The organism is Corynebacterium tuberculostearicum, from assembly GCF_016894265.1.
GTDB lineage: Bacteria > Actinomycetota > Actinomycetes > Mycobacteriales > Mycobacteriaceae > Corynebacterium > Corynebacterium tuberculostearicum_D.
The window spans coordinates 268,894-289,321 of sequence record NZ_CP069791.1; the positions used below are offsets into that span (position 1 = coordinate 268,894).

Consider the following 20,428-nt stretch of genomic DNA (forward strand, 5'->3'; position numbering starts at 1 on the left):
TTGGTGGTGTCCGGCCCGTACCGGTCGTCACTGCCTTCGCCGACGTGGCAAGGAAGTCCACGGTTCTCATTAGACCGGGACCACTACTCTCCGACGCGCAGCGACACCGTCCAGCGGGTCGCCCCGCAGCATCGTTTCGCCACGAGGCGCATGTCGGACGCTCCAGCCATCGTCTGCAGCACGCGTGCGATGTGGCTCATACGACCACCCCCTTCTTGCGGAATACCTGCCAGGGGTATACTGTTGACTTGTACAGGTACCCGGTAGGGGTACTACAGAGACACAAGGAGGATACATAATGGCTTCGAACAATTACCAGGTGACGGGCATGACCTGCGGGCACTGCGAGATGTCGGTCCGCGAGGAAGTCGGTGAGATCCCCGGCGTCCAGGACATCCAGGTCAGCGCGCAGACCGGCAAGCTTAACGTCACCGCCGAGGGCGAGATTGACGATGCCAAGGTCCTCGCGGCGGTCGAGGAGGCCGGCTACTCGGCGGTGCGTGTCTGATGAAGGCCGGAGGACGGCTTGCGCTCTACGGGGCCGGGCTGGTGGTGGCGTTCGGCGGGGCCTTCGGCCTTGCCGGCGCCGTCATTCCTGACAGCTTCGTAGCAGCATGGGCAGAAGGAAGTGACGTGAACACACACGGTGAAGGACACGGCGGCGCTGCGCAAGAAACTGCGGAGCCCACTCTGAACGGGGTCTCCGCAAGCGCGGACGGCTTCGTACTTTCCCCAGTCCAGGCTCCCACGGCTGCAGGCGAGGATGGAGACCTGAGTTTCCAGATCCTCGACGAGTCCGGCGAAGCGGTGACCGAGTACACTACCGCGCACGAGAAGGACCTGCATCTGATCGCCGTTCGCACCGATGGTACTGGTTTCCAGCACGTGCACCCCGAGCTTGACACGAGCACAGGCACTTGGTCGGTGCCGTGGACCTGGGACGAGGCGGGCACCTACCGCGTGTACGCCGACTTCACACCCGAGGGCGAGGGAGCCGAAGGGATCACCCTGACTCGCGCCGTCGAGGTGGCGGGCGACTTCGCCCCTGTTGAGACCGAGTCACAGACCACCGACGAGGTCGACGGATACACCGTCTCCCTGAATGGCGACCTTACCGCCGGCACCTCAAGCGAGCTCACCATCTCGGTCGAGCGCGACGGTCAGCCGGTGACCACGCTGGAGCCCTACCTGGGCGCGTTTGGCCACCTGGTGGCGCTGCGCGAAGGCGACCTCGCCTACTTGCACGTCCACGCCGAGGGCGACGAGCCCCAGGCCAGGGACACGGCCGGACCCGAGATCGGATTCGCAGCGGAGGCCCCGACCGCCGACCGTTACCTGCTCTACCTGGACTTCCAGGTCGATGGGCAGGTGCACACCGCCGAGTTCGTGATCGACGCCGAGCATGGTGACGGCTCGCAGACAGACGATTCGCATACCGGCGGCCACTGACCCGCAGGGCCTGGCGTCGCACGAGAGATGAAGAGAGAAGGAAGAGGATGAGTACATTAGCGCCCCCCATCGGTGGGCCGGACATCGAGCTGGAGATCGGCGGGATGACCTGCGCCTCCTGTGCGAACCGGATCGAGAAGAAGCTGAACAAGCTCGAGGGCGTCGCGGCCACGGTCAACTACGCCACCGAGAAGGCCAAGGTCACCGTGCCTGCCGGCTACGATCCGGGCCTGCTGGTCGCCGAGGTCGAGAAGACCGGCTACACGGCTGCGCTGCCCAAGCCCAAGGGCACCACGGCGAACACGTCGGAGACCGAGGCCGGGGAGGAGGAAGACACTGAGCTCACCTCGCTGCGCCATCGGCTAGTCGGCGCCATTGTGCTCACGGTTCCCGTGATCGCCATGGCCATGATCCCCGCACTGCAGTTCGTATATTGGCAGTGGGCCTCACTCGCGCTTGCCGCCCCGGTGATCATCTGGGCAGCCTGGCCGTTCCATAAGGCCGCATGGACGAACCTCAAGCACGGTACCGCGACGATGGACACACTCATCTCGATGGGCACCTCGGTCGCACTGCTGTGGTCCGTCTACGCACTATTCTTCGGAACCGCTGGCACACCCGGGATGACGCACCCGTTCGAGTTCACGATCGCTCCCTCGGATGGCGCGGCGAACATCTATCTCGAAGTTGGCGCGGGCGTGACGATGTTCATCCTCGCCGGCCGCTACTTCGAGAAGCGCTCCAAACGCCAGGCCGGGGCCGCGCTGCGCGCCCTCCTGGAGCTCGGCGCGAAGGAAGTCGCCGTGCTCCGCGACGGCGTTGAGGTGAAGATCCCCACCTCTGACCTCCAGGTCGGCGACGAGTTCATCGTTCGTCCGGGTGAGAAGATCGCCACCGACGGCATCGTGGTCTCCGGCTCCTCCGCGGTGGACGCCTCCATGCTCACCGGCGAGTCCGTACCGGTCGAGGTCCGCGAGGGCGACTCGGTCACCGGTGCCACCGTCAACGCGGGCGGCCGCCTTGTCGTGCGGGCGACCCGTGTCGGTTCGGACACGCAGCTTGCGCAGATGGCGAAGCTCGTCGAGGATGCGCAGACTGGCAAGGCCGAGGTGCAGCGTCTGGCTGACACGATCTCCGGCGTGTTCGTGCCGATCGTCATCGTCGTCGCGTTCATCACCCTCGGCGCCTGGCTGGGAGCCGGATTCCCCGTCGCCGCCGCGTTCACCGCAGCGGTCGCCGTGCTCGTTATCGCCTGCCCCTGCGCGCTGGGACTCGCGACTCCGACCGCGCTGCTGGTCGGCACCGGCCGCGGGGCGCAGATGGGCATCCTCATCAAGGGCCCAGAGGTGCTGGAGTCCACCCGCAAGGTCGATACCGTCGTGCTCGACAAGACCGGTACCGTCACCAGCGGCAAGATGACCCTGACAGATGTGATCACCGAATCCGGTGTGGACCGTGCCGAGCTGCTGCGCTTCGCGGGTGCGTTGGAGGACTCCTCGGAGCACCCGATCGCGCAGGCGATCGCCAAGGGCGCCACCCAGGAAGTCGGCCAGTTGCCCACGCCCGAGGACTTCGCCAATGTTGAAGGCAAGGGCGTGCAGGGCATCGTCGAGGGCACCCCGGTCGTCGTCGGACGCGAGTCGCTGCTGGCCGACTGGTCACAGAAGCTCTCTCCGGAGGTCGCACGGGCGAAGGCTCAAGCTGAGGGTGAAGGCAAGACGGTCGTCGCGATCGGCTGGGACGGTGCTGCGCGCGGCATCCTCGTCGTCGCCGACACCGTCAAGCCCACGAGCGCGGAGGCGATCCGCGGGCTCAAGGAGATCGGCCTGACCCCGGTGCTGCTCACCGGTGACAATGAGGCCGTGGCCCGCCAGATCGCCGCCGAGGTCGGCATCGAGGAGGTCATCGCCGAGGTGCTGCCCAAGGACAAGGTCGACGTCGTCACCCGTCTCCAGGGCGAGGGCAAGATCGTCGCGATGGTCGGCGACGGCGTCAACGACGCCCCCGCGCTCGCGCAGGCCGATCTGGGCCTGGCGATGGGCACCGGCACGGACGTCGCGATCGAGGCCTCCGACATCACCCTGGTCCGCGGCGACCTGCGGGCCGCGGTCGACGCGATCCGTCTGTCTCGGAAGACACTTTCGACGATCAAGACCAACCTGTTCTGGGCATTCGCCTATAACACCGCCGCGATCCCAGTCGCAGCGCTGGGCATGCTCAACCCCATGCTCGCAGGCGCGGCGATGGCGTTCTCCAGCGTCTTCGTCGTCGGCAACAGCCTCCGCCTGCGCGGGTTCAAGAGCGTCGCCACGAAGTGACGAACGAGAACCCACCCATCCATACCAATCCGATACAGAACCCACCCATCCATACGAATCCGATACAGAAGGAACACCAGAAAATGAGCAACTGCTGTAGCACGAACGAGACTAACCCCGCCGCCGAGAACGGTGGACGCGAGAACCTGCTCGGCGGGGGCGCCGATGACATGACCACCTGCCCGGTCATGGTCGGCACCCCGGTCAGCAAGAAGACCGCCGAGGCCGCCGGCCTCTACCGCGACTTCAAGGGCGAGCGCTACTACTTCTGCTGCGCCGGCTGCGGCCCCGCATTTGATTCGGACCCCGCCAAATACGCCGCCAACATGGCGTAATCCACCAGCGTGCCGGGGTGCCGCGGCACCGCTGCGGCACCCCGGCACCTGATCGGAGCGAACCGACATGACCACCCCGACCTCAATGACCGAACCTCACATCGACACCTGCCCGGCGGGAGGCGACGGCGATCCGTCCGTCCACGGATACATCAGCGACAAGGCGACGTACCGCAATCGCCTGCGGCGCCTCGAAGGCCAAATCCGCGGCATCGATCGGATGATCGATGAGGACCGCTACTGCATCGACATCTTCACCCAGATCTCCGCAGCCACCAGGGCACTCGAAAACGTCGCCCTCGGACTGCTCGACGATCACCTCAAGCATTGCGTCCTCGACGCCGCCCTCGCCGGTGGACCAGTCAGCGAGCAGAGGCTCGGCGAGGCATCCGAGGCCATCGCCCGTCTCGTTCGCTCCTGACGCCCGCACACCAAATCGATCACGACCTGCAGCCCAGGAGTTTCCCTATGACCACACAACACGTCCTCATCCTCGGTTCAGGAGCAGCCGGAGCCGCAGCCGCCCGCACTCTCGCCACACGTGACGACGTCCGGGTGACGATGGTGACCCGCACCGGGGAGACGCCTTACACGCGAATGCTCATCAAAGGAATCGCGTTCGGCCCGACCCCGCCGGAGATGATCAAGCTCCCGCTACCTCAGATTGAGGTCATCGCCGACACCGTGCTCGATGTCGATACTACGGCGAAGCGGGTCCAACTGACCTCCGGCGCGCAGGTCTCCTACGACGCGCTCATTGTCGCGACAGGGAGCGTGCCCCGCTCTCTGCCCGCGGGTGTACTCGAAGGCGACGACGTCGGACAAGGCCGGGTCACTGCTCTGCACTCCTTGGAAGATGCCATGGGTATCCGCGATCTGCTGACCAGCCTGGCACGGCCGGCGCGAGTGACGATCTATGGCGGCGGAATCATCGCAGCCGAGACCGCTTCGTCGCTGCAAGCCGACGGACACATGGTCATGCTGGTCTCTCGCAGTTCTGTTCCCGGCATCGGAGCGTTTGGGGCGCCGGTGGCTGAGCGCCTCGCCGCTGACCATGCCGCCAAGGTGCAGACTCGATTCGGTCGCACTCTCCAGCATGTCGACGAAACAGAATCCGGTGTTGCCATCACCCTCGACGACGATCAACGCATCGTGGCCGACTTACTCCTCGTTGCGCTCGGCACGACGCCCGCAGCCCCGTCGCCGTGGACGAACGGCATCGACGTCGATGATCGCCTCCGTGCCGCAGCAGACCACGTCTACGCCGCCGGAGGTGTAGCTACGCATCACGACGAAGCACTGGGCGTCTGGCGCATCGACCATTGGGAAGACGCCGCCGCGCAGGGCACGCACGCCGCACAGGCCGCACTGCACGACCTCGACATCAGCGACGATCCGGGCACCTACCTGCCGCGCAGCCCCTACATGGCGCTGGTCTACGGTCAGATGATCTCCGGAGTCGGGTACACCGCTGGTGCAGACGCCCAGGTGGAAGCCGGCGAGGAGTTCATCGTGCGCCACGAGACCGACGGCACCGTCGTCGGCGTCACCGGCATCGACGCGGTCGGCACCGTCTACCAGTGGGGTCAGCAGCTCCACGGCCTGCAGGCATAGACGATGGCGGGCGACTATACGAGGCAGATCCCGCGGCGGGGTTTCGCGCTCGCGATGGCAGCGACCATTCTCATGATGGCGGCTGCCAGCGCGCCGTCGTTGTTCTACCCCCAGATCGCAGAACAGCTCGGACTCGTCCCCGTCGCCACCACACTCGTATTCGCGGTCTACACCTTCACCCTCCTGGCCGCGCTGCTCTACCTCGGACCGCTCTCCGATCACATCGGCCGACGTCCGGTCGTAACCGCCGGTTCCCTGGCGCTGGCACTCAGCCTGGCCATGTTCTGGTTCGCCGACAGCCTCGCGACACTCCTGGTCGCCCGCGCTCTGCAAGGACTCGCAGCGGGTCTGCTCATCCCGGCCCTGTCGGCGATGATGATCGACTTCGAGCCGCCGTCGCATCCGAACATCGCAGCCCTGTGGAACACGATCGGGCCGATGATCGGTCTCGGGACCGGGGCACTCGGTGCTGCGCTGCTCCTCGATCTCACCCCCGAACCGACAGCTGCGGTCTTCGGCCCGCTCGTGCTCGCCTTCCTCACCGTGGCAGCGACGGTGTGGAGCACACCGGAACTGGTCCCCAAGACCCGGATACGACGTGGCGACCTCCGCCCGCGGTTTATGGTGCCACTGCACCTGCGCCGCATGTTCACCGCCGGTGTGCCCGCGATTATCGCCGGGTGGGCGACCAACGGACTCTTCCTCGCGCTCGGAGCCGGCCTCGTCGGCAGTGAGCTCGGGGGCTCCACGCACACCCACGCGGGCATCGTCATCTTCGCACTGGCGATCTCCGGAATCACCGCCTCGTCCGTCCTGCAGCGGCGTTCCGCCCGCACCATCAGCCTGTATGCGACCAGCGCCCTGGCATTCGGCACCGCAGCGAGCATCGTCGCCCTCGCACTCGGTTCCTACCCGGCCTACGTCGTGTCGGTCGCGATCGTCGGTTCCGGGTTCGGCACAGCGTTCCTCGGGGTGCTGCGCACACTCATGCCCCACACGGCATCGTCGGAACGCGCCGCCGTGATGGCTGTGATCTACACGGTCGCCTACCTGGCATTCGGCGTGCCCACCATCGTCGCCGGGTTGCTCGTGCCGGTACTCACCCTGTCAGGAACGATGACAGTCCTCGGTGCGATCATCATCGCCCTCAGCCTTGCAGCCACCGTCCTACGCCTGCGCATTCCTTAGCCGGCCGCAGATCCGGCAGAGACTGACGACTTCTCCGAACTCCCCACCGACTCTCGCCGCCGAACCGCACCCGACCAAGAAGAGCAGCCATGACCTATGCGATCGCGCTTCCCTGCGCGGACGTCAAGGACCGCGCCTGCATCGACGAATGTCCTGTCGACTGCATCTACGAGGGCGAACGCTCGCTCTACATCCATCCCGACGAATGCGTTGACTGCGGAGCCTGCGAACCGGTTTGTCCCGTCGAGGCCATCTACTACGAAGACGACCTGCCCGACGAATGGTCTGACTACTACAAGGCCAACGTCGAGTTCTTCGACGAATTTGGTTCTCCCGGTGGAGCCGCGAAGATCGGACCGGCGGGCTTCGACCATCCCCTCATCGCCGCATTGCCCATCCAACATGAGCAGTCCCTCTGAGAAGGACAATTCGATCGATTCACGCCGGTACAACGCGCAATCCTTGACTAGTACCCCTGGGGGGTATAGGGTAGGTGTCATGATGAAAGGAGCTGACATGCAGAGGAGACTGCGAGCAGGGCTGGCAGCAGGAGTGCTCGGAGTGACACTCGTGCTCGCCGGTTGCAGCAGCGGAGCAGACGAAGACCAGCAGACCGACCCTTCGGCTACTGAGGAGCAGGGCCACGGCGGCGACAATGCAGAAAGCGGAGATGAGGAAATGGATCACTCGATGGAGCACCCGATGGACGGCGGACCGGCACCCGAGGGTATCGCCGAAGCCAGTGACCCCACATACCCGGTCGGCACAGAGGTACAGCTCACGGCCGACCACATGGAAGGCATGGACGGTGCGACAGCGACGATCTCCGGCGCATTCGACACGTACACGTACTCCGTGAACTACACTAACGCAGGTGGCGGCGACCCCGTCACGGACCACAAGTGGGTCGTGCAGGAAGAAATCGAGGATGCCGGCGACGAGCGCCTGACCGATGGCACAGCGGTGACGCTGCTCGCCAAGCACATGGAGGGCATGGAGGGCGCGAGGGCCACCATCGCTTCGTCCACCGATGAGACGGTCTACATGGTCGACTACGAGACGGACGGCATGAAGATGACGAACCACAAGTGGGTCGTCGAGAGCGAGATCCAACCAGCGCCCTGAGCCGACGTTCGCTTGCCCGGCGACCGGGTGAGCGGCATGGCTCGATGACGAAGGAGAAGAACGATGACGGACCCGAACTCACACCAGCACCACGGTCACGGAACCGATGCACCCGCTCACGGCGAGCATCACCACGGGTCTGTGTCCGCACACGCCTCGGCGGAGGCGCACGGCACGCACGAGGGCCAGCACACTGGACACCAGGGCCACGCCATGAACCACGGGCAGCACTCAGACCACACGGGCCTCGATGAGAACGGTGTCCACGGAGATCACAGCGGCCATGGCGGCCACGGAGATCACAGCGGCCATGGCGGCCACGGGGACCACGTTGGCCAGTTCCGCCGGCTGTTTTGGATCAACCTCGTCATCGCCATCCCCGCGGTCACCCTCTCGCCGATGTTCTCCATGCTGCTGGGCTACGAGGTCCCCGGCTGGGCGGGCTGGGTCGCCGCGGTACTGGGCACCGTCATGTACGTCTGGGGCGGCAGGCCCTTCCTCACCGGCGCCGTCAGCGAGTTGAAGTCCCGCAAGCCCGGGATGATGCTGCTCATCGCTCTGGCGATCACGGTGGCCTTCTTCGCCTCCTGGGCCGCGACCCTCGGGCTTGTCCATCACGAGCTGGAGTTCTGGTGGGAGCTGGCGCTGCTGATCGTGATCATGCTGCTGGGCCACTGGATCGAGATGCGCTCCCTGGCCCAGACCACCTCGGCGCTCGACTCGTTGGCTGCACTGCTGCCCGACGAGGCCGAGCGCGTCGAGGGCGAGAACGTCGTTAAGGTGGCCCCAGCCGACCTCGTTGTGGGTGACGTCGTGATCGTGCGCCCCGGCGGCAGCGTTCCGGCCGACGGCACCATCGTCGACGGCCGCGCCGACATGGACGAGTCCATGATCACCGGCGAGTCCCGCCCGGTCTCTCGGGGCGAGGGCGAGACAGCTACCGCCGGCACCGTCGCCACCGACTCCGGCCTGCGGGTGAAAATCACCGCCACCGGCGACGACACCGCCCTGGCCGGGATCAACCGGCTCGTCACCGAGGCCCAGAACTCCTCCTCCCGCGCCCAGCGGATCGCCGACAAGGCCGCGGCCTGGCTGTTCTGGTTCGCTCTCGGCGCGGCGCTGGTCACCGCTGTCGTCTGGACGCTCATCGGCATGCCCGACGAGGCCGTGGTCCGTACCATCACCGTACTCGTCATCGCCTGCCCCCACGCCCTCGGCCTGGCGATCCCGCTCGTGGTCTCCATCGCCACCGAGCGCGCCGCCCGCGGCGGCGTGCTGGTCAAGGACCGCCTCGCCCTGGAGTCGATGCGGCAGGTCGACGCAGTGCTCTTCGACAAGACCGGCACACTGACCAAGGGCGAGCCCACCGTCACCGGCGTCGAACCGACCGGCGACCTCGACGCCGACCAGGTCCTCGCCCTCGCGGCCTCGGCCGAGGCCGACAGCGAGCACCCGCTCGCCAAGGCCATCGTCGCCGCCGCCAAGGACAAGGGCCTCGCCCTTCAGCAGGCCAGCGGCTTCTCATCCTCGCCCGCCGTCGGAGTCACCGCGACTGTCGCCGGCCAGGAGGTCCGCGTCGGCGGCCCCCGGCTGCTTGAGGAGACCGGCCAGCACGAGGTCGGCACAGCCGAGGAATGGCGTTCTGAGGGCGCGATCATCCTGCACGTCCTCCGCGACGGCCAGGTGGTCGGCGGCCTCAAGCTCGCCGACGAGATCCGCCCCGAATCCCGCAACGCCGTCGACGCCCTCCACGCCCTGAGCGTCGAGGTCGTCATGATCACCGGCGACGCCGAGGCCGTGGCGAACGAGGTCGGACGGGAGCTCGGCATCGACCGCGTCTTCGCCGGCGTCCGCCCCGAGGACAAGTCCGCCAAGGTCGCCCAACTGCAGCACGAGGGCAAGAAGGTCGCCATGGTCGGCGACGGCGTCAACGACGCCCCGGCACTGGCCCAGGCCGACGTCGGCATCGCGATCGGCGCCGGCACCGATGTCGCCATCGCCTCGGCCGGGGTGATCCTGGCCAGCTCCGACCCCCGGTCGGTGCTCTCCATCATCCAGCTCTCACGACGCGCATACGGTAAGATGAAGCAGAACCTGTGGTGGGCCGCCGGATACAACCTCATCTCCGTGCCGCTTGCGGCCGGCATCCTGGCACCGGTGGGATTCGTCCTGCCAATGTCGATCGGCGCGATCCTGATGTCGGCCTCCACCGTGGTCGTCGCGCTCAACGCCCAACTCCTGCGGCGCATCGACCTCACACCCGAAGCCAGCACGCGTTCCGTCCTGGAACGCCAGAAGTAAGGACATGCCCATGTCTGTCGACACCGATTCTCATCAGCACGGATACATCAACGACAAGGAGCGCTACCTCGGCCGTATGAAGCGCATTGAGGGTCAAGCCCGAGGGATCGCGAAGATGATCGATGAAGAGAAATACTGCATCGACATCCTCACCCAGGTATCCGCCCTGACCCGCGCCCTCCAGGGGGTCGCGACCGGTCTACTCGACGATCATCTCAAGCACTGTGTGCTCGACGCAGCGAAGCTCAGCGACGAGGCGGCCGTCGAGAAGATACAGGAAGTCACCGACGCCATCAACCGACTCGTCCGCTCCTAATCCCGGACCCCGAGGCCGCGTTCCAGGACACGGCGGGAAGCCCTCACGACGCCCTCCACGCCTGATCCTCACCGACACGCCGTCCGCCCGCGATGCGCCCACTTTCGCTCAACGGGCCAGGCGAGCCGGCGCCCACGGCGTGCGCTTGCAGGCCGCGGCCGGGCTGCTGCGCATGAGTGCGGTGTACCAACGCCCCGTGGTCCGCTCGACCGCACCCCTACGATCCTCGTCCTTCGCACGCTCCATTCCGACCCCGAGCTGCAGTGCGACGTCACCGTCGAAACCCTGACCGCGACCGTCGACCCCCTGTCCCTCGAACTGCCGGAGACCTCGCTGGCACCCGCTTGGACCAGCGTCGAACCCCCACAACACGGGTGGAGATACATTGCGGACGTGTCCAGTCTGACGCTGATGCGTAGCGTCCGTGCCGGCATCGAGGCCGTGGCCCAAGCACTTCCCGACAAACCCGGCGACGATGTCGCCCGCAAGATCCGGGGCATGGTCTGGGGCACCCCGGACACAGCCCTCGCGTCGCTGCCACAAGGCGTCGCGTTCGCCGCCTACGTCTTCGGGTTCCTCAGCTCCGAAGGAGAGGCCGCGATCTCCACCGCCGGCCGCTGGACGCGGTTGACCCTTCCGACTGGACACGTACTCCTGCGCGGACCCGTCGTCTCTGGCCTCACCTCAATCCGCCGCACCCGGCCACGCGTCTCCGAGTCCTTCAAACCAATCGGATAATACTTGATACCCCATAGGGGTAAAGGGTAGGATTGGTGACTATGAGAGAGGCTGAACACGCGCACGCCACGTATGACACACCGCACCTGGATGCGGCCGGGATCGTGAGTCGGCAGCAACGCGAGTCCGGCGACTTCTACCTATTGACCGGTGTACATGCCGGGCATCAGCAGCAGGAACGCATCCCTGCGGGTTCAACCTCGAACTCGCGACCAAACTGACTAAGGAGGCATTATGCCCCGTTTTTCCCGATTGACCCCTGAGACCGCAGTGGGGAGCTCACGAGACTTGCTCGGCGATCTCGTCGAGCGGCACGGCGAGGTCGGAGACATGGTCTCGACGATGGCGCATTCCCCGGCGGTGCTCGGCGGTTATCTCCAGCTGAGCAAAGCCATGCGTCGCGCCAAGCTCGACCGCAAGGTCAGCGAGCTCGTTTCGATCGCCGTGCAGTCGCAGCAAGGATGCGGAATGTGCCTGGCCTCGCACATCAGCGCGGCACGATCACTCGGGGTCAGCGATAACGAGATCGCACTCGCCCAGCAGGGTACGGCGATGACCGGCCCGGTCGCGGCGATGATCGCGCTCGGCCTCCAGGTCTACCGTGAGCCTGCGTCGATCACCGACGAGCAGATCGACGAGCTTCGGGGGTTCGGGTACAGCGACCGTGAGATCTCTGATGTCGTCGGGGTCGTGTCGCTGAACATTCTCACCGGCGCCTTCAACCTGGTTGCCGGCCTCACGCCGGGCGACTGATCTTGCCGGCGACTTGGCGCCTTGGCCGAGAGGATAGGCAGCGGTCTGCAAAACCTTGTACACGGGTTCGAGTCCCGTAGGCACCTCCACTTTCCGCCGAATCCAATAAGGCACGCGTCGCAGGAAGCGGGCAGTCCACCCTCGGGCGCGCCGGAACCTCTGAGCTTCATTTCGCATCGAGCGACAGATCACACTCGACAATATCGTCATAGAGCGATATAATCGCTATATGACTATGAATCAACAAGAGGGGGCAACCCTCGACGAGGTGGCGACAGCAGCGTACGCCCACCTGTTCCAGGCATTTGCAGAACCGACGAGGTTGGCGATCGTGCAGCACCTCGCCTCGGGCGAGCACCGGGTCCGCGATCTGGTCGAGCACATGGGCCTGGCCCAGTCCACGGTAAGCAAACATGTCGGCTTTCTCGTTGAGTGCGGCCTGGCGACGATGCGCCCGGAAGGGCGCTCCACCTGGTACTCGCTGACACAGCCCGAACTCCTGCGTACCCTCGTCGCCGCTGCCGAATGCCTCCTCGATGCCACCGGCACGCAGGCCCTGCTCTGCACGCACCTGCGACTCCCACATACCCACCACGCGACAGATACGGAGAAGAAGTAGACATGGGCGCAGGACACAATCACGGCCCCGCAGCCAGCGAGACCGGGCACCCTGGAGATTTCCGCAAGAAACTCTGGATCGCATTCTCGATCACCGCGACGATCGTCGTCGCCCAGGCCATCGGCTCGGTCATCACCGGCAGCCTCGCACTGCTAACCGACACCGCCCATGCCATCACCGATGCCGTCGGCCTACTGGTCGCACTGATCGCCGGGACGCTGATGCTCAAGCCCGCCAACTCCAAGCGCACCTGGGGGTTCCGACGTATCGAGGTGATCGCAGCCCTCGGACAGTCGGCACTGCTGCTGGTGGTGGGCACGTACGCCGCCATCGAAGGAATCCGGCGACTGTTCGAGCCGCCGGAGGTGCCCGCAAGCGAACTGCTGATCTTCGGCATCATCGGCCTGGTCGCGAACATCATCGCCATCACCATCCTCGCCTCCAGCCGCGGTTCGAACTTCAACATGCGTGCCGCGTTCCTCGAAGTCCTCAACGACGCCCTCGGCTCACTCGGAGTGATCATCGCGGCGATCGTGATCTCCACGACCGGGTTCATGCAGGCCGACGCCATCGCCGGACTGTTCATCGCCACCCTGATCGTGCCTCGCGCGTTCAAGCTGATGCGCGAGACCACCGGCGTCCTCATGGAGTTCACTCCTAAGGGCCTCGACCTCGACAAAGTCCGCTCACACATCCTCGAACTCGACCACGTCCAGGATGTTCATGATCTGCACGCCTCCACTGTGGCGACCGGCCTACCGACCCTGACCGCCCACGTCGTCGTCGACGACGAATGCTTCACCGACGGTCATGCCGCCCAGATGCTCCAAGAGATCAAAGACTGCGTCGCAGGACACTTCGAGGTCTCCGTCCATCACGCAACCTTCCAGATCGAGACCGAGCACATTGCCGAACATGAACCGGAAGTCAGCAAGCACGACTGAACGCAGCGCCCCCTCCCGGGCTCGTACCGGGCGGGGCGCTTCCGCATCACACAGGTAGGCACTACCCCTATGGGGTACTATGGCCAATTGGCACCACGGGCAGGCACGAGAAGGAATCCCATGAAAAACCTCAGGTCATTGCCGAAGTACGGCGGGAAGAAAACCGCTGCAACCACCGTCGTGATCGGCGCTTTCCTGCTCACCGGATGCGCGGCCGCCAACGACTCACCCTCAGCCACCTCGGCCAGCGGAGCCGAGATTCTTGTCGAGAATGGTCTCGAAGGCCTCGACGTGCGGGAGCTGGTCGAAACGCTCGATGCGATCCCGCTGGACGATCGCACGGAGACCTTGACCACGTCGATCACTGCGGAGATGGTCACGCTCACTGATCAGCACGAGCACGCGACAGAGGTGCGGTTGCCCAGTGACGAGATCTACGTATCCGTTGCCCCGTATCGGTCGCAGACCCATGATTGCTACTACCACAGCCCGACCGGATGCCTGGGCGAGCTGCGCAACGCAGACGTGGCCGTAACGGTGACGGATGCGACGACCGGCGAGACGATCGTCGACGAGGAGTTGAGAACCCTCGACAACGGCTTCGTCGGGATCTGGCTGCCCCGAGGCATCGAGACATCGATCTCGATCACCCACGACGGCCAGACCGTCACCTCCGAACTTTCGACCGTCGGCGACGATGCGCAAACCTGCCTGACCACGATGCGACTGGTCTAAAACTAGCACCACGGGAATACCCCCACCGGGTAGGGTGTTGTGATGTGCGCGCGGTCTATCGCACGCGACGTGTAATAGGAAGGAAAGCAGTCCCATGAGCGAAGTCACCACCGTCGACACCCAGGCCTTCGAAGAGGTTGTGCTCCAGAGCGAGGTCCCCGTTCTCGTGGACTTCTGGGCAGCCTGGTGCGGCCCGTGCCGTGCGATCGCGCCGGTCCTGGACCAGATTGCAGCTGAGCAGGATGGAAAGCTCCTCATCGCCAAGCTCAATGTCGACGAGAACCCCGACATCGCCTCACGCTACAACATCAGTTCGATCCCTGTGATGAAGGTCTTCGACAAGGGTGAAATCGTGCGCGAGATCATTGGGGCGATGCCGAAGCCGCAGATCGAGCAACGCCTCGAAGGCATTATCTGAGGCTCGGCCGTCGAACCGTTCCCGAACTCCGCCGACCGTTGCGCGGCAGTTGATGGTCGCCCGACTCAGCGTGATTGCATACGTAATGCAAGACTGCGCAGTGCAACGAGCGCTTGAAGTGGCAGGACCCCGTTACCGAAGGCGGTCTTCTGCTGATTTGCAGTCAGTCCGCCCATCGTGTCGGTAATCCATCTGACTGGCAGATCCATAAGCCATTCCACGAACTCCGGCGACGGGCGTGGCCCTCTGTCCTCGTTCATATACACCAAATACACGGTTTGCAAGAAGTTAAGCAGTGTCACCAGAAAAGGGATTCTTCCATGGCACTGCCACCAGAAAAAATTGCTCAGCTTCAAGCAGCCCAAAAGACTGCCCAAGACCGAGAAGTTAATCAAGCAAAAGAACTTATAAACGCCCAAGACATTGGCTACACATCCAAACTCTTCGTCCAAGCATTATTTCCATACCGCAAGACCGACGAAGAAAAACGAGTCATAGAGACAGCACAAGGCCGAATCGTTGTCTACGCCGATGGAGGATTGCCCTACGGCAAATATCCCCGACTAATCATGGCCTACATCGTCACCCGTGCCGTGGAAAACGCAGGAAAGCTCAAAGCAGGCAAAATAGACCTTGAGCAAGCAGTCCGCATCCCTCTCGGACACTCCATGAACCACTTCCTCCAAGCCATCGGAGTAACTGGACGCGGCACAGGTGGCGCAACAGGGAACTTGGCCAATATCCGCGAGCAATTATTGCGCCTGGCTGATGCTCGCGTGACCGTCAAAGAGGACGATGGCGTACGCGCACGTGGTAAACACACTCAAATTATGGATGAATGGGACTTATGGTTTGATGCACGCGACCCTAATCAGGGAAGCTTCATCGAGTCCTACATCAAACTCACGCCACAATTTTTCCAGCACATTGTCGAAGCCCCCATCCCTATCGACCTTGCTGTACTACGCCAGCTCACCAAGCCACGGTCAATGGACATTTATATCTGGCTAACGGTCAAGCAGTTTTGGCTTAGCAAAAACAACCGAGACTCCTACCTTTTTACCTGGGACATGATGGCACAAAGCTTCGCCACCAAAGAGCTAGTATCAGGGCAAGACTGGGTGAACTTCCGCAACGAAATCAAGAAAGCCATCCACGATGTTCAGGCGATATGGCGTAATTGTGGAATAAAAGCCGACCTCGATGGAGTCACCGTCACTAAGACATCTCCCTCAGTTGAGAAAAAACCGCCACGTCCGCAGCTGGATTAATACTCATCAACGAGTGAGCGCCCCCTTGTGGGCGCTTTCTTTATGCCCTGGTCAGGCTGCGCATATTTACCAATACGGCTGCGCATATTTACCAATATCCAAGCAGTTATCCACAGGGCTTGAACTGGGATTTTATCTATTTCCCCTGGTCGCTTATAACTATAAACTGTAGAACTATATCCAGCAGGGGTAAACCAACCAGTCAACGCTAACGCTAACTAGTAAATAAGATTCCATCGTGGCTCACGCCCTCACTAACGTTCGGTTGTGCTGCCGCCCAAATCAAAGATTTGGTTGCCACCGAGACAACCTGGACTACTCACTGACCACAGCCTCCAGGACTACAGATAACCAAAGAATCTTTAAAGAGAACTCTCACAAAGGAACCCCAATAATTTCATCCTTACTGTCAATGCTCACTGGAGTGGGCACGCCCTTGTTACTTTTGTCGAAGCTCCGCAGAATAGTTTGTAGACCGCTCCCTCCCATTACGTTGTTGGCAGTTCCGCTTGAAGGGGCCCAGGATTCGTACTCCTAGCCCCATGCTGGGGCAGGTTATGTTTATCTGCGTTCCTTCTGCCTTGTGGCAGTGGAACTAGTCGCTGGCTTCGGTATGGCTTGTTTTCGTCCCTGTCTGAAAATGATCCGGGGGGTGATGCCACCGAAGGCAGTGACATACTCCAGACTGCTAATAGGAACCTGACCCGCACAGAATGTGCGAAGTCTCAAAGTAATGTGGATGCCAGCGTGAAGTATGTCCGACCACCAGCGATGAAATAAGTCCCATACTCATTCAATTCGCTAGGAGGTCTAGCATGACCTACGACTATGTCATCGGCATGGACGTCGGTAAATATTTTCACCACGCTTGCGTCTTAGATATCGACGGCACCCAGGTGCTATCTAAGCGCATCAACCAAAACGAAAAATCCCTGCGCACACTGTTTTCAACGTTCAGCGCACACGACCACAAAGTCCTTGTCGTCGTGGACCAGCCAAATAACATTGGTCGACTAACTGTCGCAGTTGCTCAAGATATCGGAATCGACGTGCGCTACCTTCCCGGTTTGGCTATGCGTCAACTCTCACGCATCCACGCTGGCAATGCCAAAACTGATATCCGGGACGCCTATATCATTGCCCACGCTGCAAAGAACCTTCCGGAGTCCCTCCGCAGCGTCGACCGTGTCGAAGAAGCTTTCCTCCAGTTGAAGGTCCTCAACGGTATCGACGAAGACTTAGCGCGGTCCTACACCAGGCTCATCAATCAGATTCGAAGTGCACTAGTAGGCTGCTACCCGCAATTCGAACAGGCCCTTCGCGGTCAGATAATCCACCGCAAGTGGGTTCTGCACCTACTTGCGCGCTACGGTGGACCGACCAAGGTAAAGCGCCTAGGTAAGGCCAAGGCAGCTGCCTTTGCTCGACGATATAAGGCACGCAATCCCGAACCTGTCCTCGATGCCATATTCGCTGCTATCTCTGAGCAAACAGTCACCATTGCAGGTGCGCACTATGCCGAAATGGGCATAGCAATGTCGGCGAAAGACGCACTCTTAAAACTCGAACATCGCAAACAAATCGAGCAGGAAGTCATCGAGCTCATCAACGACATCCCCCACACTCAAATCCTGCTATCCATGCCAGGAATCGGACCAAAGACGGCAGCACAAATTCTCATGACCGCGGGCGACATGTCCGACTTTCCGTCAGCTGGGCACTTGGCCTCTTACGCTGGTTTGTCGCCCCGAACGAATCAGTCCGGAACCTCGATCATGTCGAACTCACTGAACCGTGCCGGCAATAAAAAATTAAAGAACGCCCTATGGCAATCATCTTTTGCATCCATCAGATTCCACGAGCGTTCCCGGCAATTCTATGAACGAAAGCGCCGTGATGGCAAGAGACACAACGCCGCAGTAGTGGCACTAGCCCGCAGACGGCTCAACGTCCTCTACGCCATGATGCGCAACCACGAGCGCTACCGCGATCCCGCCTTACAACAGGAAGGAATCGCAGCCTAAACACCAAGAACGAAACAGCCGACTGGGAAAACCCAGTCGGCTAGCAGGCATGCCCGAAAACCACACGACCAAACAACCCCGTAGAGAGAATCCGCCCCCGATTTCTCCACCCGCGAGGTTGACAACCTATATAGGAACACCCCCCCGGACGGTCACTGTCACACTCAAGCCCTGCCTCTAGCCCCTCAGGCAGGGCTTGAGCGATTTAGTGCTTCTTGAGTTGATTCAGCACGAATGCTTCGGCTTCTTCGGTGGCCTGTGTGGACGCTTCCAGCGCTGTAATAAGCGCACGTTGTTGTTGACCATCGAGCCTGTCCCAATCTGCTCGCAGAGCACTGACAATACGTGCGATTGCCATCTCTCCACCACTGAGTGTGCCGTTGTTTGACCCTAACGACGGCACACCAGCTTGGCGCAACAGCTCATCAATTGGGCGAGTCATGACGTTATTGTTGCACACTGCTTCGACATAATCTCCTGGCTTTCGAACAAATGTCTAATAGCCAGAATTTTAAAATAGATCGCCTGGAAAGTGTGGTTTCCGATCTTTATTTTCTGCTGGCCACTGCACCCCATGAAAGGCTAATTCGTCTTTAGTTAGTTGTTCGCCAGCAATGATTTGCTCCAGGAGTTCCTTCTGTTCAGCTTCGAGCTGAATTAAATGGGTAAGCGTAACTAGCAGTTCGTGAAACTGTCTTGACCATTGTGTCGGCCAGCTTGTGGTGATGATGTCATCGAGTGGTGAGGACTTTCTGCCTTTAGGTTTTTTACGGCGATAACCTACCCAGGATTTGATTGTGGAGTTTCCACCCACTGTGTAGTTCCACACGGCTGGTGACACATTCGACCAGCTGCCCTTGCCTAGATGAGGTTACCCTCGTTTAGTGGACACCCTATTTGTGCGGATCTTGTGTCCGTAGGAGAGGATGTTCATTGTGAGTCAACAGCGCAAGAAGTACACGCCGGAGTACCGGCGTGAAGCCGCGAACTTGGTAATCGAGTCAGAGCGCCCGATCGCTCATGTGGCTAAGGAGATTGGCGTCTCCGCCGGGCTTTTAGGCCGGTGGGTCAAACTCGAGCGTGAACGCCGAGGGGCCTCGGATGGGATGAGTGAGGCGGATCTTCGTGCTGAGAATGCTCGTCTGCGCCGTGAGTTGGCGGAAGCCAAGATGGATAATGAGTTTTTGTCAAAAGCGACAGCCTTCTTCGCCGCGAAGCAACGCGAGCAGAAAAGTTCGAATTGATGCAGCAGGAGAAGGCAAACTACAGCATCAAACGCATGGCACGGCTATTAAAAGTGTCTCGGTCTGGATACTACAAATGGGCTGATACGCAGCAGAAACGACTATCCGGAAAAGATAATCGTGCAACATTTTACGATGACGTTGACCGCAAGATTCATCAGATCTGGAAAGACTCCGATGAGGTTTATGGTGCTCCCCGGATCACCGCAGAACTTACCGAGCGTTACCGGATCACCCTGAATCGCAAGACTGTGGCTAAGCGGATGCGCCTGATGGGAATTGAAGGGATTTCACCGCGTGCCTTTGTCCCGGTGACAACGATTCAAGCTAAGCGTCAGTCGAGTCTTCCTGACCTGGTCAAGCGCGTGTTTGATACTGGTGATCTCAACCGAGTGTGGATGTCGGATATTACCTACCTACGCACCAGCGAGGGATGGTTGTACTTGTGTGCGGTCCGCGACGGCCATTCCCGCAGGGTGCTGGGCTGGGCGATGGATAGCGTTCAAGATACATGCCTGGTCGAACGGGCCCTGCGGATGGCATATACACTGCGCGGTGACGTTCCTGATGGGCTGGTGTTCCACGCTGACCGCGGAACGCAATTTACCAGCGAGAAGCTCTGGGAAGTCTGCCATAACCTGGGCATTGCTCAGTCTGTGGGGCGTACTGGTGTGTGCTTTGATAACGCGATGGCTGAGTCGTTCTGGTCGACGCTTAAAACCGAGTTCTACGACCGTAAGCGTTGGCCTACCCGCGATGCTGCGCGCAAGGCCGTTGCCTACTGGATGGAAGTCGTTTACAACCGTCGGCGCCGGCACTCTGCACTAGGAATGGTCAGTCCCGTCGACTTCGAAAACCACATTGGTCTAACCACCAGTAGAAAAGAAATAGCTGCCTAAACACTAGGTAGCCCCACTACGTGTCCACGAATTGCGGTCAACCCCATAGATAAATAGTTTGGGTTGTCTCGTCGTAGGTAACATCGTCCGGCATGAGAGTGTCTGATGGTTTGTGTGTGGGAACCGATCCCGCATAA

General features: G+C 61.8%; 21 protein-coding genes, 1 tRNA gene and 1 pseudogene. 21 read left to right on the forward strand and 2 right to left on the reverse strand.

Translation table 11 applies throughout. The features are described 5' to 3' along the window. The first annotated feature begins 298 nt into the window (after window positions 1-298). The 20 genes from I6J28_RS01395 (at window position 299) to I6J28_RS01490 (ending at window position 18,148) form a co-directional block, all read left to right on the forward strand. A complete protein-coding gene (locus tag I6J28_RS01395; RefSeq protein ID WP_070478508.1) occupies window positions 299-508 on the forward strand; it encodes a heavy-metal-associated domain-containing protein in 210 nt (69 codons plus the stop codon). Beyond that, complete coding sequence (locus I6J28_RS01400) at window positions 508-1,449, forward strand: hypothetical protein (protein WP_070478510.1); 942 nt, start codon at window positions 508-510, stop codon at window positions 1,447-1,449. The genes I6J28_RS01395 and I6J28_RS01400 overlap by 1 nt, the downstream gene beginning before the upstream one ends. A gap of 47 nt (window positions 1,450-1,496) precedes the next feature. Continuing rightward, the gene (locus I6J28_RS01405) at window positions 1,497-3,767 is read left to right on the forward strand and encodes a heavy metal translocating P-type ATPase (RefSeq protein ID WP_070478511.1); all 2,271 of its coding nucleotides are present in this window, start codon (window positions 1,497-1,499) and stop codon (window positions 3,765-3,767) included. Window positions 3,768-3,850: 83 nt separating this feature from the next. After that, window positions 3,851-4,102, forward strand: coding sequence for a YHS domain-containing protein (locus I6J28_RS01410; protein ID WP_070478513.1), 252 nt, complete (start codon window positions 3,851-3,853; stop codon window positions 4,100-4,102). 85 nt (window positions 4,103-4,187) lie between these two features. After that, entirely contained in the window at window positions 4,188-4,523 is a 336-nt protein-coding gene (locus tag I6J28_RS01415; protein WP_070478537.1) for a metal-sensitive transcriptional regulator, read from the forward strand. A gap of 47 nt (window positions 4,524-4,570) precedes the next feature. Then, the gene (locus tag I6J28_RS01420; RefSeq protein ID WP_070478515.1) at window positions 4,571-5,716 is read left to right on the forward strand and encodes an FAD-dependent oxidoreductase; all 1,146 of its coding nucleotides are present in this window, start codon (window positions 4,571-4,573) and stop codon (window positions 5,714-5,716) included. Window positions 5,717-5,719: 3 nt separating this feature from the next. Next, entirely contained in the window at window positions 5,720-6,904 is a 1,185-nt protein-coding gene (locus I6J28_RS01425; protein WP_144690930.1) for an MFS transporter, read from the forward strand. Window positions 6,905-6,993: 89 nt separating this feature from the next. Then, the gene (gene fdxA / locus I6J28_RS01430; protein ID WP_070478519.1) at window positions 6,994-7,323 is read left to right on the forward strand and encodes a ferredoxin; all 330 of its coding nucleotides are present in this window, start codon (window positions 6,994-6,996) and stop codon (window positions 7,321-7,323) included. Window positions 7,324-7,420: 97 nt separating this feature from the next. Next, window positions 7,421-8,029, forward strand: a complete 609-nt coding sequence (locus I6J28_RS01435) for a YdhK family protein (RefSeq protein ID WP_070478521.1) — start codon at window positions 7,421-7,423, stop codon at window positions 8,027-8,029. A gap of 213 nt (window positions 8,030-8,242) precedes the next feature. Beyond that, window positions 8,243-10,330, forward strand: a complete 2,088-nt coding sequence (locus I6J28_RS01440; RefSeq protein WP_202032245.1) for a heavy metal translocating P-type ATPase — start codon at window positions 8,243-8,245, stop codon at window positions 10,328-10,330. Window positions 10,331-10,340: 10 nt separating this feature from the next. Further along, a complete protein-coding gene (locus I6J28_RS01445) occupies window positions 10,341-10,646 on the forward strand; it encodes a metal-sensitive transcriptional regulator (protein ID WP_275431219.1) in 306 nt (101 codons plus the stop codon). A 411-nt stretch (window positions 10,647-11,057) separates the two neighbouring features. Further along, window positions 11,058-11,384, forward strand: a complete 327-nt coding sequence (locus I6J28_RS01450) for a hypothetical protein (protein ID WP_083290898.1) — start codon at window positions 11,058-11,060, stop codon at window positions 11,382-11,384. Window positions 11,385-11,618: 234 nt separating this feature from the next. After that, entirely contained in the window at window positions 11,619-12,137 is a 519-nt protein-coding gene (locus I6J28_RS01455) for a carboxymuconolactone decarboxylase family protein (protein ID WP_070478526.1), read from the forward strand. A gap of 15 nt (window positions 12,138-12,152) precedes the next feature. After that, a tRNA-Cys gene (locus I6J28_RS01460) sits at window positions 12,153-12,226 on the forward strand. Between the two features lie 140 nt (window positions 12,227-12,366). Beyond that, window positions 12,367-12,756: an ArsR/SmtB family transcription factor gene (locus tag I6J28_RS01465; RefSeq protein WP_070478528.1), complete on the forward strand. Its 390-nt coding sequence runs from the start codon at window positions 12,367-12,369 to the stop codon at window positions 12,754-12,756. Window positions 12,757-12,758: 2 nt separating this feature from the next. Then, window positions 12,759-13,700, forward strand: coding sequence for a cation diffusion facilitator family transporter (locus tag I6J28_RS01470; protein ID WP_070478530.1), 942 nt, complete (start codon window positions 12,759-12,761; stop codon window positions 13,698-13,700). 120 nt (window positions 13,701-13,820) lie between these two features. Then, complete coding sequence (locus tag I6J28_RS01475; RefSeq protein ID WP_180965366.1) at window positions 13,821-14,435, forward strand: CueP family metal-binding protein; 615 nt, start codon at window positions 13,821-13,823, stop codon at window positions 14,433-14,435. 94 nt (window positions 14,436-14,529) lie between these two features. Next, entirely contained in the window at window positions 14,530-14,853 is a 324-nt protein-coding gene (trxA, locus tag I6J28_RS01480) for a thioredoxin (protein ID WP_099299417.1), read from the forward strand. A gap of 320 nt (window positions 14,854-15,173) precedes the next feature. Continuing rightward, a complete protein-coding gene (locus I6J28_RS01485) occupies window positions 15,174-16,124 on the forward strand; it encodes a replication protein RepA (protein ID WP_099299418.1) in 951 nt (316 codons plus the stop codon). Window positions 16,125-16,939: 815 nt separating this feature from the next. Next, window positions 16,940-18,148, forward strand: coding sequence for an IS110 family transposase (locus I6J28_RS01490; RefSeq protein ID WP_204608518.1), 1,209 nt, complete (start codon window positions 16,940-16,942; stop codon window positions 18,146-18,148). Between the two features lie 205 nt (window positions 18,149-18,353). Here I6J28_RS01490 and I6J28_RS01495 read toward each other — a convergent pair whose 3' ends face one another. Next, entirely contained in the window at window positions 18,354-18,590 is a 237-nt protein-coding gene (locus tag I6J28_RS01495; protein WP_144691027.1) for an antitoxin, read from the reverse strand. Between the two features lie 69 nt (window positions 18,591-18,659). Further along, window positions 18,660-18,998, reverse strand: a pseudogene (locus I6J28_RS01500) (type ISP restriction/modification enzyme); the annotation flags it as partial. Between the two features lie 76 nt (window positions 18,999-19,074). On the opposite strand from I6J28_RS01500, the gene I6J28_RS01505 reads away from it, so the two are divergent. Beyond that, a protein-coding gene (locus I6J28_RS01505) for an IS3 family transposase (protein WP_096030703.1) occupies window positions 19,075-20,291 on the forward strand; the annotation gives its coding sequence in 2 pieces (ribosomal slippage) (window positions 19,075-19,336 and window positions 19,336-20,291; 1,218 coding nt in all). The last annotated feature ends 137 nt before the right edge of the window (window positions 20,292-20,428 follow it).